Source organism: Kribbella endophytica, from assembly GCF_054781295.1.
In genome coordinates, this window is the sequence record NZ_BAAGUR010000001.1 from 737,748 (window position 1) to 751,586 (window position 13,839).

Consider the following 13,839-nt stretch of genomic DNA (forward strand, 5'->3'; position numbering starts at 1 on the left):
CCGGGGGGCCGGACCACGGTCGGTCCGGCCCCGACCGGTCAGCCCAGTGCGGCCGGGAGGGTGGCCGACCAGGTGGCGTGCAGGTCGGTCAGGGAGACCTCGAACTGGTCCTGAACGTCCAACGTGTCGCCGGTGATGACGCCGATCTTGGCGTGCGGGAAGCGGCGCGCGGTGCACATGTCGGTGAACCGGACCTCCTCCGTCCGCGGAACGGCAACGACCGCGCGGCCCGCCGACTCGGCGAACAAGAACAGGAACGGGTCGAGACCGTCCGGCGCCCAGACCCGCGCGCCCGTGCCGCCGCGAATGGCCGACTCGACGAGGGTCTGCGCGACGCCGCCGTCGCTGACGTCGTGGGCGGCGTCGATCAGGCCGTCGCGCGACGCGTTGATCAGGATGTCGGCCAGCTGCTGCTCGACCGCCAGGTCGACGGCCGGCGGGCGCCCGCCGAGGTGACCGTGGACGACGTGCGCCCACTCGGAGCCGGACAGCTCCTCCTCGGTCTCGCCGAGCAGGTAGAGCTGGTGGCCCTCCATCTCCGCGGTGAAGCCGATCGGCGTACGGCGGGTGACGTCGTCGATGACACCCAGTACGCCGACGACCGGCGTCGGCAGGATCGGGGTCTCGCCGGTCTGGTTGTAGAACGACACGTTGCCGCCGGTGACCGGGATGCCCAGCTCGATGCAGCCGTCGACCAGGCCGCGGATGGCCTCGGAGAACTGCCACATCACGCCCGGGTCCTCGGGGGAGCCGAAGTTCAGGCAGTCGGTCACCGCGGCCGGACGGGCGCCGGTGGTGGCAACGTTGCGGTACGACTCGGCCAGCGCCAGCTTCGCGCCGGTGTACGGGTCGAGCTTGGCGAAGCGGCCGTTGCAGTCGGTGGAGACCGCAACGCCCAGCCCGCTGGTCTCGTCGACCCGGATCATGCCGCTGTCCTCGGGCTGCGCGAGCACCGAGTTGCCCAGCACGTACCGGTCGTACTGGTCCGTGACCCACGACTTGTCGCACAGGTTGGGCGAGGCGATCAGCCGCAGCAGCGTGTCCCGCAGCTCCTCACCGGTGGTTGCCCGCGGCAACTTCTCGGCGCCGTCGGCCTGCAGGTCGTCCTGCCAGTCGGGGCGGGCGAACGGCCGCTCGTAGACCGGGCCGTCGTGCGCGACGGTGCGCGGCGGTACGTCGACCACGCGCTCGCCGTGCCAGTCGATCTGCAGCAGCCCGGTGTCGGTGACCTCACCGATCACGTCGGCCTGGACGTCCCACTTCTCGCAGATCTTCAGGAACTGCTCGACGTTGGCCGGCGTGACGACCGCCATCATCCGCTCCTGCGACTCGCTCATCAGAATCTCTTCCGGAGCAAGCGAAGCGTCGCGCAGCGGCACCTTGTCGAGCGAGACGTGCATGCCACCGTCGCCGGCGCTGGCCAGCTCCGACGTCGCGCAGGACAGGCCCGCGCCGCCGAGGTCCTGGATGCCCTCGACGATCCGGGCCGCGAACAGCTCGAGCGTGCACTCGATCAGCAGCTTCTCCATGAACGGGTCACCGACCTGGACCGCGGGGCGCTTGGTCGGGCCGCCGTCGGCGAAGGTCTCCGACGCGAGCACCGAGACACCGCCGATCCCGTCGCCGCCGGTCTTGGCGCCGTACAGGATGATCTGGTTGCCGACGCCGGTCGCGTTGGCCAGGTGCAGGTCCTCGTGCTTCATGACGCCGACGCAGAGCGCGTTGACCAGCGGGTTGCCGAGGTACGTCGAGTCGAAGACGACCTCGCCGCCGATGTTCGGCAGGCCGAGGCTGTTGCCGTAGCCACCGACGCCGGACACGATCCCGGGCAGCACGCGCTTGGTGTCCGGCGCGTCCAGCGGACCGAAGCGCAGCGGGTCCATCACCGCGACCGGGCGGGCGCCCATCGCCAGGATGTCGCGGACGATGCCGCCGACCCCGGTCGCCGCGCCCTGGTACGGCTCGACGTACGACGGGTGGTTGTGCGACTCGACCTTGAAGGTGACCGCGTAGCCCTCACCGATGTCGATCACGCCGGCGTTCTCGCCGATGCCCGCGAGCATCTTGCCCGCCGGCGTCTCCTGCGGGATGTCACCGAACTTCTTCAGGTGCACCTTCGAGGACTTGTACGAGCAGTGCTCGCTCCACATCACCGAGTACATCGCCAGCTCGCAGCTGGTCGGCCGCCGGTCGAGGATGTCCCGGATCCGCTGGTACTCGTCCGACTTGAGGCCGAGCTCCGCCCACGGCTGCTCGACGTCCGGCGTACTGGTCGCGTTGCTGACGGTGTCGGTCGACACGATTTAGTGCTCCTGAACTAGGTGGGACTCGGGAGAAACGGTAGCTGGCTTCGGCGAGGCGACCAGGTGGGCCACCAGCAGCGGGACGGCGAAGCCGGTCATGATCGCGGGCAGGGCGACGCCCGCGTCGTTCAGCAGCATGCCGACCAGACCGCAGGTCGACAGCGCGAGCAGGGTGGGCCGGATCATCGTCCGGCTGGGGTAGAACTCCCGGTACGACGCCGAGGGCACGCGGTCGGGCAGAACGGTCGCCAGCATCGCGAGGATCACCGCGACGAGCATCGCCCAGCCGGCCGGGCCGGAGAAGAACGCGACGGCCATCTCCAGCTTGCGGATCAGGACATCGGCCACGTCGCCGTCGAGCAGCCGGGCCACGAAGGCACCGAAGTGGCTGCGCTCGTCCTCGGGCCGCAGGTAGTCCAGGAATGCGACGCCGGACACTGCCAGTACGCCGGCCACGCCGATGCCGATCAGAGCGCGCAGCGTGATTCCGCCACGCCAGGTCAGCCAGGCCATCAGCAGGACGGCCGGCGTCAGCGCGATGATGCCGCCGAAGTCGGTGCCCCAGCCGGGCTTGCCGTCGACGACGATCGCGGCGCCGCCGATCGCCAGGACGGCGAGCGCGGCCTGGACGCGGCTGCGGTCGATCAGCTTCTGCGCGACCACACCGGCGACGACCAGCGCGGCGACGGCCAGCGTCGCGAACGTCGAGTTGCCGAAGCCGTAGAACCGGCCGCCGATCACCGGGCCGTCGGCGAACATGCTGCCGAACTGGAGCGGTGTGCCGAGGACGCCGTCGACCAGCAGGATCAGGTACGCCGCAAGCGCGATCCCGACGTACGCGTACTTGCCGAGCAGGAGCTTGGCGGCAGCCGCGAAACCGGCGCTGATCGCGAGGACCACGGCGTACAGGGAAAGACCGGGCGACGGCCAGCGCCACCAGACGGTCACGGTCGACAGGAAGACCGCGATGAAGAAGCCGCCCTGGGTCAGCAGCATGAAGGAGAACGCGCTGCGGGAACGCTTGCTGCGGCTGAACCAGAACCAGCCGAGCGCGATCAGTTCGGCGGCGAGGATCGTCATCGAGACCGCGACCAGCATCGGGCGGGGCTGGTCGAAGCGCTCGTTGGTGTCCATCCGCTCTTCGATCACCGCGGCGGTGTCGGTGTGGACGTCCCCGTCGACGCGGATCTCGTTGCCGTCGAGCGGTCCGGGCTTCTCCTCACCGGCCGGGTCGATCGGTTTGGCCTCGCCGCGCAGGATCGTCGCGGTCAGGTCGGTCAGCTGGATCAGGCCGGGGCGGCGGGTCGAGTCGCTGGTCAGCCAGCGCGTGCCGTCGTCCGGCGGCAGCTGCAGCACCGGGAGCGTCTCCTGGTGTGCCCACTCGATCTCCTGGCTGATGCCGGCCAGGATCACCCAGCCGCCGGCCGCGCGGGCCTGGACGACCAGGTCGGCGACCTTCGCCCGGAACTCCTTGCGGCCTTCGCGGATCGGCATCGCGCCGGCGTCGACGATCGCGTCACCGCAGGAGCTGCTCGCGAGCTTGGCAGCGTTGAAGGTGGGCTGCCAGTTGGTGACCGTGCCGTCGGTCCTCGCCAGGGCGACCGCGGCGCCCGGGCCGAAACCACAGACCCTCTCGCGGCTCTCGGCCAGGCGACCGAGCGGTGCCCCGGTGTGGTGCTCGGCCTGGCGGTCGACGTACGTCTGCCAGTCCTGGACCTTGCCGTCGACAACAGCCGGCAGGTTGCCGCACGGCTGGTCGGCCACACTGCCCCAAGCGCGCGACCCGGCGCCGAGCGTGAGCCAGCCGTCCACCGGACAGGTGTGCGGACCCGCGGTCTTCACGGTGATCGACCCGACGTTCGACTGCCCGACCAGAGCACTCAACTCCGGCGAGTTCTGCACGTCGAACCAGGACAACCCCGGTACGCCGATCACCACGACCTTCGCCAGCCGCGATTCCCGCGTCTGCGGCGCGGGAATCGCGGAGGAGGGGGGAAGGGCGGCCGGAGCGCCATCGCCTCCGGCGGGCGCGGCGACCGCGGACCCGGCGGCCGCAGGCAGGACCGCCGCGGACTGGGCGACCGCGGACCCGGCGGCCGCAGGCAGGGCCGCCGCGGGCTGGGCGACCGCGGCACCGGCGGCCGCGGGCAGGGCGGAAGCGGCGCCTGCGAGGACGGCGATCGGGATGAGGGTGCGGGCCAGCAGCCGGCGCATCCCCGGACGGTTCATCAGGAGGCGACGACGGCTTTCAGGACCGAGGTGAAGAAGCCGAGGCCGTCGGTGCTCGGGCCGGTCAGGGTTTCGACGCAGTGCTCGGGGTGCGGCATCAGGCCGACCACGTTGCCGCGCTCGTTGGTGATGCCGGCGATGTCGCGGTACGAGCCGTTCGGGTTGCCCAGGTAGCGCGCGACCACCCGGCCCTCGCCCTCGAGCCGGTCCAGCGTGGCCTCGTCGGCGACGAAGGAGCCGTCCTGGTTCTTCAGCACGATGGTGATCTCGTGGTTCGCGTCGTAGTCGCTGGTCCACGCGGTGCGGTTGTTCTCGATCCGCAGCCCCTGGTCCTTGCAGACGAACTTGCGGTGGTGGTTCTTGATCAGCGCGCCCGGCAGCAGGTGCGACTCGCAGAGCACCTGGAAGCCGTTGCAGATGCCGAGCACCGGCATGCCTTCGCCGGCCCGCTTGATGATCGTGTCCATCACCGGCGCGAACCGGGAGATGGCCCCGGCGCGGAGGTAGTCGCCGTACGAGAAGCCGCCCGGCAGCACCACCGCGTCGACGCCGTGCAGGTCGGCGTCGCCGTGCCAGAGCGCGACCGCCTCGGCGCCGGCCACGGCGGCCGCGCGGCGGGCGTCGACGTCGTCCAGCGAGCCCGGGAAGGTGACGACCCCGATCTTCACCGGTCGGCCTCGACGTGCAGCGTGTAGTCCTCGATCACCGGGTTGGCCAGCAGCGTGTCCGCGGCCTTGCGGATCTCGGCGACCTGTTCCTCGGTCGCCTCACCGTCCAGGGTGATCTCGAAGCGCTTGCCCTGGCGAACGTCGGCCACGCCGTCGAAGCCGAGCCGGCCGAACGCGCCGTGCACCGCCTTGCCCTGCGGGTCGAGGATCTCGGGCTTGAGCATGACGTCGACGACAACGCGAGCCACTGACTACTCCTGGTTTCGATCCGGGGTGACGAGCCGAATCCTACCGACCGGAGCCCAGAACCCAGCATCCGGCAGGCGTGAAGACGACTATTCACTCAGTACATACACGCAGTGTATAGTCGGAATCATGGCGACCGCGGAGCTGGTTCTGGGACTGCTGTCCCGTGCTCCCGCGCACGGGTACGACGTCAAGCGCGGCCACGACGCCTGGTTCCCCGACGGCCGCCCGCTGGCGTTCGGGCAGGTCTACACGACGCTGTCCCGGCTGGAGCGCGACGGCCTGGTCGAGGTGACCGAGAAGACCTCCGGGGGCGGCCCCGACCGGACCGTCTACGCGATCACCGAGAAGGGCCGCAAGCACCTCGACGACTGGCTCGCCGACCCGGTCCCGCCCGCCTGGGGCACGGCCGACGAGATGATCCGCAAGCTGGTCACCGCGCTGCGCACCGGCGGCGACGCGACCTCGTTCCTCGCCCGGCAGCGGGCCGGCCACCTGCGCCGCATTCGCGAGTTGCAGGAACTACCGCCGGTTCCGGACGACCCGACCGCGAACTTGGTGCGTTCTTACCTCGTCACACATCTCGATGCCGACCTGCGCTGGCTGGACCTCGCGCTGGAGCGCCTCACCGACGACAAGGAGTCCAGCTGATGACGTCCACGCCGGCCCTGCAGCTCAGCGGGCTCGAGTACGCCTACCGCCGCAACGTCGCGCTGCGTGGAGTCAGCGTGGCTGTCGCCCCGGGTGAGGTGCTCGCGGTGACCGGCGCCAGCGGCTGCGGCAAGTCGACCCTGCTGCACCTCGCGGCAGGCATCCTCCGGCCGGACGCCGGGACAGTCCAGGTCGCCGGCCAGGACCTGTCCACGCTGGCCGAGCAGGACCGCTCCGCACTTCGCCGTACGAGCATCGGGATCGTGCTGCAGTTCGGCCAGCTCGTGCCGGACCTGTCGCTCGCCGACAACGTCGCCCTGCCGCTGCTGCTCGGTGGCGTCAAGCGGGACACCGCCCGGGCCGCGGCAGTCCAGTGGCTCGACCGGGTCGGCATCGCCGACGAGGCGGACGCCGTACCGGCTCAGCTGTCGGGCGGGCAGACCCAGCGGGCAGCGATCGCTCGTGCCCTGATCACCGACCCGTCCGTCGTACTGGCGGACGAGCCGACGGGCAGCGTGGACAGCCGGGCCGGTCAGGACCTGCTGAAGGTGCTGCTGCAGGCCACCCGGGACCGCGGCGCCGCGCTGGTCATGGTCACCCACGACAACCTGCTCGCCGCGTCCGCGGACCGGGAGATCCGGCTCCGCGACGGCAAGATCCAGCACGAGGTGACGCTGCGATGAGCCTGCCTCTGAGGACGACGCTGCACCTGGCCAGGACCCGTACGCCGGCCGACCGCAGCCGCGTCCGCCTGGCCACCGCGGCCCTCGCGTTCAGCGGTGCGCTCGTGATCAACGCCATCTGCGTCTTCCGGATCGGCCCGGGCGACCTCGACAACAGCGTCTACAGCAACTACATCGCCGAGACCGGTCTGCGGGCCGGGCTGGGCGCCATCCTGTTGATCCTGGCCGTCCTGTCCGGCGGACTGGCCGTGCAGGCGCTCCGGATCGGTACCGCCGCGCGTGAGCGCCGGCTGAGCGCACTGCGGCTCGCCGGAGCCTCCAAGTCCCAGGTACGCCGACTGTCGATGGCCGACGCCGGTCTGGTCGGCCTGGCCGGCGGCCTGCTCGCTGGACCGCTGTACGTGCTGCTCACCGCCCTGTTCAACCAGTTGCCCCGCATGGCGAGGCTGTTCCCGGGTGTGAGCCCGTGGGACTTCCTGGCCTGGCTCTTCATCGTCGGCCTGCTCACGCTGGGCGGTGTGGTCATCGGCTACTCCCTGCACCGGGACCAGCCGACCACCTCCGACTCCCCCACGGTCGCGCCCGACCGGGCCCGACTCGTGATCGGGGCGGCGCTGCTGGTCGCGGGAGCCACGCTGGCGCCGTTCATCGGCTACTTCGGCGCAGCGGCCACGATCATCGGGCTGGGCATGCTCTGGTGGACCGGAGCTGCCCAGCTCAGCAGAGCGGTCGGTCGGCGGATGACGCGCTCGGCCGACCCGGTCAACCTGCTCACCGGTGCCCGCCTGGTCGCGGACGCCCGCGCAGCGGCCCGGATGGCCACCCTCCTGTTCTGCTGCGGCTTCCTGATCGGTGCCCTGGTCACTTCGCTGCAGGGCGTCATGCACGAACGGTCCGACTGGATGGACGTGCAGTTCTTCGTCACCGGCTTCGGCCTGAGCATGGTCGGCGTACTGCTGATCGCGGTGATCGCCCTGGCGGCGTTCACGGTCGGCATGGCCGACCAACTGGTCGACCAGCGCCGCCAGCTGGCGTCGCTCACCGCGCTCGGCGTCGACAGCCGTCTGCTCGGCCGGGTGATCCACCGGCAGCTGGTGATCACCGCCGGGCCCACACTGTGCCTCGGACTGCTCGCCGGAGTCACGACCGGCCTCGGTCGCCTGATCGGCAGCCCGTACGACGACGGCACGCCCGTCACCGACACCCTGTACGCCGCACTGGGGCTGCTCGTCCTCGGCTGGGCCACCGCCACAGCCGGGGCGGCGGTCGCCGGTTTCCTTCTGCGCAACCAGCTACGGGACGCACTCGATCCCGAGAATCTGAGGGCAGCCTGATGACTACCACTCCACTGCACGTCGCCGTCTACCCGGCGCACCTGCTCGGGGTTCCCAACCGGATCACGCTGGTCCGGACCGTGGTGTCGATGCTGGTCGCGACCTTCGCCTTCGCCAGCGGCGATCTCAGGCTGCTGGTGATCGGGTACGTCGTCTACTGGTTCGGCGACTCCCTCGACGGCTGGGTGGCCCGGATCCGCAACGAGGAGACGGTCTCCGGCGCGGTGTTCGACATCGTCTGCGACCGTGCCTGCTCGTTCCTGCTGGCGGCCGCGTTCATGACCACCTACCCCGAGACGATCGGGCCGCTGGCGATCTACCTGATCCAGTTCGGGGTGCTGGACACGATGCTGACGCTGTCCTTCCTGCTCTGGAAGGACACGCTCAGCCCGAACTACTTCTACAAGGTCGACCAGCCGATCTTCGTCTGGAACTGGTCGAAGCCGGCCAAGGCGGTCAACACGGGCGCGGTCGTGATCTCGCTGGTGGTCGCTCACCAGCTGGACGTCCTCTGGCTCCCGTACGTCATCGCCTGCGCCGCCGCGGTGGTCAAGGTCGTCTCGCTGGTCCGGCTGGTCGACATCCTGCGCGGCCGGCGCCCGGCCCTGCCGGCACCGGTGCAGCCGTGAACGGTGTCAAGGGTGCGGGGACCCCGGAGGGGTGGGTCCCTGGTTCACCCCCGAGATGGGGCTGGGTTCCGTGACGGTGCTACTGAGTGCGCATAGCCTCGGAGTCATGTGGGTGTGGCAACTGGTACTGGCGATCGGCTTCGGGATCGGGTCGGCCGTCGTACCGGTGCTGAACGCGGAGGCGTACGTGCTGGGCGTCGGAGTGTCCGGCGCGCTCAACCCTGTGGTCGCGGCGGTCGGGGTGTCGATCGGGCAGACCATCGGCAAGGTCGCGATGTTCCTGGCGGTCCGGCACCGGCCGGGCTACACCGGCAAGAAGAAGTCGAAGGAACCCAAGGCCGTCAACCTGGACACCCGCTGGGGCCGGTTCGTGCAGTGGAACCGCGATCTCAGCAAGCGGCTGCTGGACGCGTTGAGCGACCGCCGCTGGGGCGTGCCGGTGACGTTGCTCAGCGCCTTCGTCGGGGTTCCCCCGCTGTACGGCGTCGCGCTGATCGCGGGGGCCAGCCGGATGGGCGTGGTCACGTTCGCCCTGTCGGTGCTGACCGGCAGGGGCGCGCGGTTCGTCCTGCTGGCTCTCGGCGTCGGCATGTTCTGACGCCGAGAGCCAGACAGGTCAGGCGCAGCTGTAGCTAGCGGCAACCTTCGGGTCACCGTGGCCGACGTACCGAGGAAGCTTCGGGTAGACGCACAGGTCGCGCACCGTGCTCCCGTCGGCCGTTGCTGCAGGCAACGTGCTGGGCGCCTTGCCCTGCTCGACCCAGGTGACCAGCGAGGCCAGCGGATCGGACGGCGCCGGGCCCGCACCCGGGCCACAGTGCACGGCACCCGGAGCCAGGAACAACCGGTAGAAGTTGTCGACGTTGCCGCCGACCGTCCGCTCGACGCGCTTGCGGTAGTCGACCGACCCCTGCGAGGTGATCAGCGGATCGTCGGTGCCGTGCCAGGCGAGCAGCTTGCCGCCGGACTTCTTGTACGCCGAAAGGTCCGGGTCGTCGGTCCCGATCACGTCGTTGTAGCGCAGCTCCGACTGCAGGAAGAGCTTGACGAACTCGGCGTACCGCACGGTCTTGGTGTCGAAGGCCGGGTTCTGCTTCAGGAAGTACTTGACCCAGGCGCTGCCGACGACGAACGGCTCACCGACCGGCGACGACGGCTGGGCGGGATCGGTCGGCAGCAGCCCGGCGAACGTCGTACCGCGGGTCAGTCCGTACCAAAGACCCTTCGGGCCCTCCCAGATCCGCCGGACGATCCGGGCGTCGGACGCGGTGATCGTGACCTGCTCGCCGTAGCACTCCACCTTCTGGCCGATCAGGCTCTCCGGAGCCCAGGTGCACTTGGACGGCTCGGCGATGACACCGTCCCGTACGCCGTCCTTGAAGTCGCACGCCTTGACCGCTGCGGCGTTGAACGCCTCCAGCTCGCAGCTCGTCGGCGCGTGCTTCTCCTGGTTGACGACCACGGCCGGCCAGACCGCCGAGGGCGCCCAGCGGTCCCAGTTGATCGCCGCCGAGGCGGCGAGGATCCCGTCGAAGTCGTCGGGGTAGTTCTGCGCCTCCGAGTAGCCCTGACGGCCGCCGGTCGAGCAGCCGTTCCAGTACGCGTAGCCGGCCGCGCGGCCGTAGTACGCCTTCGTGACCGCCTTGCCGACGACGGCGAGCTCGTGCGGCGAGCGGGACGCGAAGTTCGTCAGCAGGGTCTGGTCGATCTTGCCGGTGCTGGTCAGCGCCCAGGCCGGGTCGATCGGCGACGGGCCGACGCCCGCGTCGGTCGTCGCGGCGGCGTACCCGGCCTTGACGGCCTTCACCGAGGCGTCGCCGATCACGTCGCCCGCGGCGTACGCACTGCCTCCGAGCGCCTGGAAGCGCTGGTTCCAGCCGTCCTTGGGCAGCAGGTTCGTCACCTTCACGTGGTCGCTGCCGTGCGTCAGCGTCACGGTGATCTCGCAGTACGCCGGAACGCCCTCGACCGGCGGCGTGGGCGGGAAGGGCGGGTTGGACGGGAAGGTCACCGTGCCGCCGGGCCGGTCGACGGCCACGACGGACTCGATCCGCGCACCGGCCGGCGCCTGGACCTGGACCGGTGCGCACGTCGCGGCCGTCGGTGCGGCCGGAGCCGCTGAACTGGCGGGCACCAGCACCGACACCGGAACCACCCCCGCCGCCAGAATCATCACTAGTCGTTTCATGACCTCGATCGAAACAAGGCTGAGCGTCGTGAAACAGGGTCGATGTGTCCGGTGATCCAGGTCACAGTCATCACCGGTCTGACCGGTTACTATCAGGAGCGTGGACCGCGCCGTACTCGCCGACTTCCTGCGCAGCCGCCGTGAGGCGCTGCAGCCGGAGGACGTCGGGTTGCCGCGCGCTCGTCGCCGGCGGGCCTCCGGCCTGCGCCGCGAGGAGGTCGCCGCGCTGGCCGGGATGTCGACCGACTACTACAGCCGCATCGAGCAGCAACGCGGGCCGCAGCCGTCGGAACAGTTGCTCGCGGCAATCGCAACCGGACTGCAGCTGTCGCAGCCCGAGCGTGAGCACCTGTTCCGGATCGCCGGGTACGTCGCACCGCTGGTGGTCGAGGACCACAGCCGGCTGTCGCCCGGCGTACGCCGGATCTTCCAGCAGCTCGACGGCTCACCCGCCGAGGTCGTCAACCTGCTGACCGAGAAGGTCGTCCAGAATCGCTTGTCCACCGTGCTGTTCGGCGATCAGACGAAGTTCCCCGGGCTGCAGCGGGCGATGGCCTACCGCTGGTTCACCGATCCGGACGCCGAGCGCGACCCGTTCCCGATCGAGGACCACCCGCGGCACTCACGCACGATCGTCGCGCATCTGCTGCTCGCCCACACCCAGAACAGGGCGGAGCCGCGGCTGGCGGCGTTGATCGGGTCGTTGCTGCACACCAGTTGCGAGTTCGCCGAACTGTGGCACGAGCACCCGGTCACCGAGACCGACCCGGCGCCGTTGCTGGTCAAGCACGCCGAGGTCGGCGACGTTCACCTCTACCGCGAGACCCTGCACAGCCCGGACCGCTCGCAGCACCTGATCGTCTACACGACCGATCCGGGCAGCGAGAGCGAGGAGAAGCTGAACTTCCTCTCGGTGATCCGCTACGAACTGATGTGACGCTCAGGCGGTGAAGGTGCGGCCGGTGAGGCTCTCGTAGGCGTCGATGTACGCCGACCGCGTGCGCTCGATGACCTCCTCGGACAGCGGCGGCGGCGCCTCGCCCGAGGTGCGGTCCCAGCCGGACTCGAACTGCAGCCAGTCGCGGACGATCTGCTTGTCGTACGACGGCTGCTGCTTGCCCGGCGCCCACTCGGCGGCCGGCCAGAAGCGGCTCGAGTCGGGGGTCAGCACCTCGTCGGCGAGCACGATCGTGCCGTCCGCGCGGGTCCCGAACTCGAACTTGGTGTCGGCCAGGATGATGCCGCGCTGCTCGGCCATCGTGTGCGCCCGCGCGTAGAGCTCCATCGTCAGGTCGCGCAGCCGGCCGGCGATGTCCGCGCCGACGGTCGCCACCACCGCGTCGTACGAGACGTTCTCGTCGTGCTCGCCGAGCTGGGCCTTGGTCGCCGGGGTGAAGATCGGCGCGTCCAGGCGGGAGCCCTCGACCAGCCCCGCGCGCAGCGGGATGCCGCAGACCTCACCGGTGGCGTTGTAGTCGAGCAGGCCGGTGCCGCTCAGGTACCCGCGGGCGATGCACTCGACCTGGAAGATCTCGAGCTTCTCGCAGACCACCGCGCGCCCGGCGACCTCGGCCGGGACGTCGGTCGAGATGATGTGGTTCGGCACGTCGAGCTGCTCGAACCACCACAGGCTCATCGCGGTGAGCACCTTGCCCTTGTCCGGGATCGGCGTCTCGAGGATCCAGTCGAACGCGCTCATCCGGTCGCTCGCGACCATCAGCAGGTCGCCGGACTCGAGCTCGTACAGGTCCCGGACCTTGCCCGAGTGCAGATGCTTGGCGCCAGGGATCTCAACAGCCTGCGGAAGAGTGGTCACACCCGGGATTCTCCCATCTCCCGCTTCCGCCCGAGCACCCCGGCCACTTTGCCGCCGACGGTGAACACGCCGTCCCGTACGCCGCACAGCACGCGGCTGTCGAGCTGGCCGACGCGGCCGATCACCCGCGAGGTCCGGACCAGCTTGGTCGCCGCCGGCCGCCGCTCCTTGTCGTACCCCGCCAGATCTCCAAGGTGATTGGGTAGCGCGGCTGCGTCTTCGATCGCCGTACAGGCTCCTCTGCCCAGGTTCGGTGTCATCGCGTGGGCGGCATCACCCAGCAGGACGACGTTGCCTTGCACGAAAGGGACCAGCGGCAGCGCCAGGTCGTAGATGTCGTTCTGCAGCACGGTTTTCGTGGCCTTCAGCAGCTGCGGGATCGGGTCGTGCCACTCGCCGAATCCCTTCCACGCATCAGCATCGGTCACCCCGGCCGGGCGGTTCTCCGTGGCGTACCAGTAGTACCGCCCGTCGATCAGCCGTGCGAAGCCGAACCGCCTTCCCCGCCCCCACGTCTCCCCGCCGCCGTCGTCCAGCTCCAGCTCGGCGATCCCTCGGTACGCCGCGTAGCCCGAGTACTGCGGCCCGCCGTACGACGGATAGAGAGCACTCCGTACGACGCTCCGCAGCCCATCCGCCGCGACCACCAGATCCGCGCGCAACTCCTCCCCGCCCGCGAGGATCGCGCCGTCCTTGAACCCGTCGACCGTCACGCCGGTCCGCACGGTCACCCCCGACCCGAACCGGCTCGTGATCAGCTCGTGCAACTGGGCGCGATGGATCATCACCGGTGTCTCGACGCCCAGCGCGGTCGCCTTCACCACCCAGCGCCCGTCCGACCGCCGCATCCCCATCGGCGCGGACACCGCGGCCGCCTGCTCCACGCCCGTGACACCGAGCTCGCCCAGCGCCTTCACCGCCGACGGCCAGACCGAGATCCCCGCGCCGACCTCGCCCAGCTCAGGCGCCCGCTCCAGGACGGTCACCTGCCACCCGGCCCGCTCGAGCCCGACCGCCGCCGCCACTCCCCCGATCCCTGCCCCCACCACTATCGCTGTCCTCATGACGGCGACTCTACATCTGTAGAGTCTC

At 70.2% G+C, this 13,839-nt stretch carries 13 protein-coding genes; 6 read left to right on the plus strand and 7 right to left on the minus strand.

All coding sequences use genetic code 11. From position 1 onward, the window contains the following. Positions 1-38 precede the first annotated feature (38 nt). The 4 genes from purL to purS are packed head-to-tail and all read right to left on the minus strand — an operon-like array spanning position 39 to position 5,448. Positions 39-2,300, minus strand: a complete 2,262-nt coding sequence (purL, locus tag ACYVIO_RS03595; RefSeq protein ID WP_460649184.1) for a phosphoribosylformylglycinamidine synthase subunit PurL — start codon at positions 2,298-2,300, stop codon at positions 39-41. 3 nt (positions 2,301-2,303) lie between these two features. Continuing rightward, the gene (locus tag ACYVIO_RS03600) at positions 2,304-4,517 is read right to left on the minus strand and encodes a hypothetical protein (RefSeq protein ID WP_460649185.1); all 2,214 of its coding nucleotides are present in this window, start codon (positions 4,515-4,517) and stop codon (positions 2,304-2,306) included. Between the two features lie 14 nt (positions 4,518-4,531). Beyond that, positions 4,532-5,200, minus strand: a complete 669-nt coding sequence (gene purQ, locus ACYVIO_RS03605; protein WP_460649186.1) for a phosphoribosylformylglycinamidine synthase subunit PurQ — start codon at positions 5,198-5,200, stop codon at positions 4,532-4,534. Next, complete coding sequence (gene purS / locus ACYVIO_RS03610) at positions 5,197-5,448, minus strand: phosphoribosylformylglycinamidine synthase subunit PurS (RefSeq protein WP_425827798.1); 252 nt, start codon at positions 5,446-5,448, stop codon at positions 5,197-5,199. The genes purQ and purS overlap by 4 nt, the downstream gene beginning before the upstream one ends. A 127-nt stretch (positions 5,449-5,575) precedes the next feature. Between purS and ACYVIO_RS03615 the strand changes: the two genes are divergently transcribed. The 5 genes from ACYVIO_RS03615 (at position 5,576) to ACYVIO_RS03635 (ending at position 9,341) form a co-directional block, all read left to right on the plus strand. Beyond that, on the plus strand, positions 5,576-6,097 hold the full coding sequence (locus tag ACYVIO_RS03615; protein ID WP_460649187.1) for a helix-turn-helix transcriptional regulator: 522 nt from the start codon (positions 5,576-5,578) through the stop codon (positions 6,095-6,097). Beyond that, complete coding sequence (locus tag ACYVIO_RS03620; protein ID WP_460649188.1) at positions 6,097-6,780, plus strand: ABC transporter ATP-binding protein; 684 nt, start codon at positions 6,097-6,099, stop codon at positions 6,778-6,780. The genes ACYVIO_RS03615 and ACYVIO_RS03620 overlap by 1 nt, the downstream gene beginning before the upstream one ends. Beyond that, the gene (locus tag ACYVIO_RS03625) at positions 6,777-8,114 is read left to right on the plus strand and encodes an FtsX-like permease family protein (protein ID WP_460649189.1); all 1,338 of its coding nucleotides are present in this window, start codon (positions 6,777-6,779) and stop codon (positions 8,112-8,114) included. The genes ACYVIO_RS03620 and ACYVIO_RS03625 overlap by 4 nt, the downstream gene beginning before the upstream one ends. After that, on the plus strand, positions 8,114-8,743 hold the full coding sequence (locus ACYVIO_RS03630; protein ID WP_460649190.1) for a CDP-alcohol phosphatidyltransferase family protein: 630 nt from the start codon (positions 8,114-8,116) through the stop codon (positions 8,741-8,743). Before ACYVIO_RS03625 ends, ACYVIO_RS03630 begins: the two co-directional genes overlap by 1 nt. 106 nt (positions 8,744-8,849) lie before the next feature. Then, positions 8,850-9,341 carry a hypothetical protein gene (locus tag ACYVIO_RS03635; protein WP_460649191.1) on the plus strand — a complete coding sequence of 164 codons (492 nt, stop codon included), beginning with the start codon at positions 8,850-8,852 and terminating at the stop codon, positions 9,339-9,341. A gap of 18 nt (positions 9,342-9,359) precedes the next feature. Here the strand turns inward: ACYVIO_RS03635 and ACYVIO_RS03640 are convergent, their stop codons facing one another. Beyond that, positions 9,360-10,931 carry a tannase/feruloyl esterase family alpha/beta hydrolase gene (locus tag ACYVIO_RS03640; protein ID WP_460649192.1) on the minus strand — a complete coding sequence of 524 codons (1,572 nt, stop codon included), beginning with the start codon at positions 10,929-10,931 and terminating at the stop codon, positions 9,360-9,362. Positions 10,932-11,031: 100 nt separating this feature from the next. Here ACYVIO_RS03640 and ACYVIO_RS03645 point away from each other — a divergent pair, with 100 nt between their 5' ends. Further along, the gene (locus ACYVIO_RS03645; protein WP_460649193.1) at positions 11,032-11,868 is read left to right on the plus strand and encodes a helix-turn-helix transcriptional regulator; all 837 of its coding nucleotides are present in this window, start codon (positions 11,032-11,034) and stop codon (positions 11,866-11,868) included. A 3-nt stretch (positions 11,869-11,871) separates the two neighbouring features. Here the strand turns inward: ACYVIO_RS03645 and ACYVIO_RS03650 are convergent, their stop codons facing one another. Continuing rightward, on the minus strand, positions 11,872-12,747 hold the full coding sequence (locus ACYVIO_RS03650) for a phosphoribosylaminoimidazolesuccinocarboxamide synthase (RefSeq protein ID WP_460649194.1): 876 nt from the start codon (positions 12,745-12,747) through the stop codon (positions 11,872-11,874). Further along, positions 12,744-13,811, minus strand: coding sequence for an FAD-dependent monooxygenase (locus ACYVIO_RS03655; RefSeq protein WP_460649195.1), 1,068 nt, complete (start codon positions 13,809-13,811; stop codon positions 12,744-12,746). Before ACYVIO_RS03655 ends, ACYVIO_RS03650 begins: the two co-directional genes overlap by 4 nt. Positions 13,812-13,839: the final 28 nt, after the last annotated feature.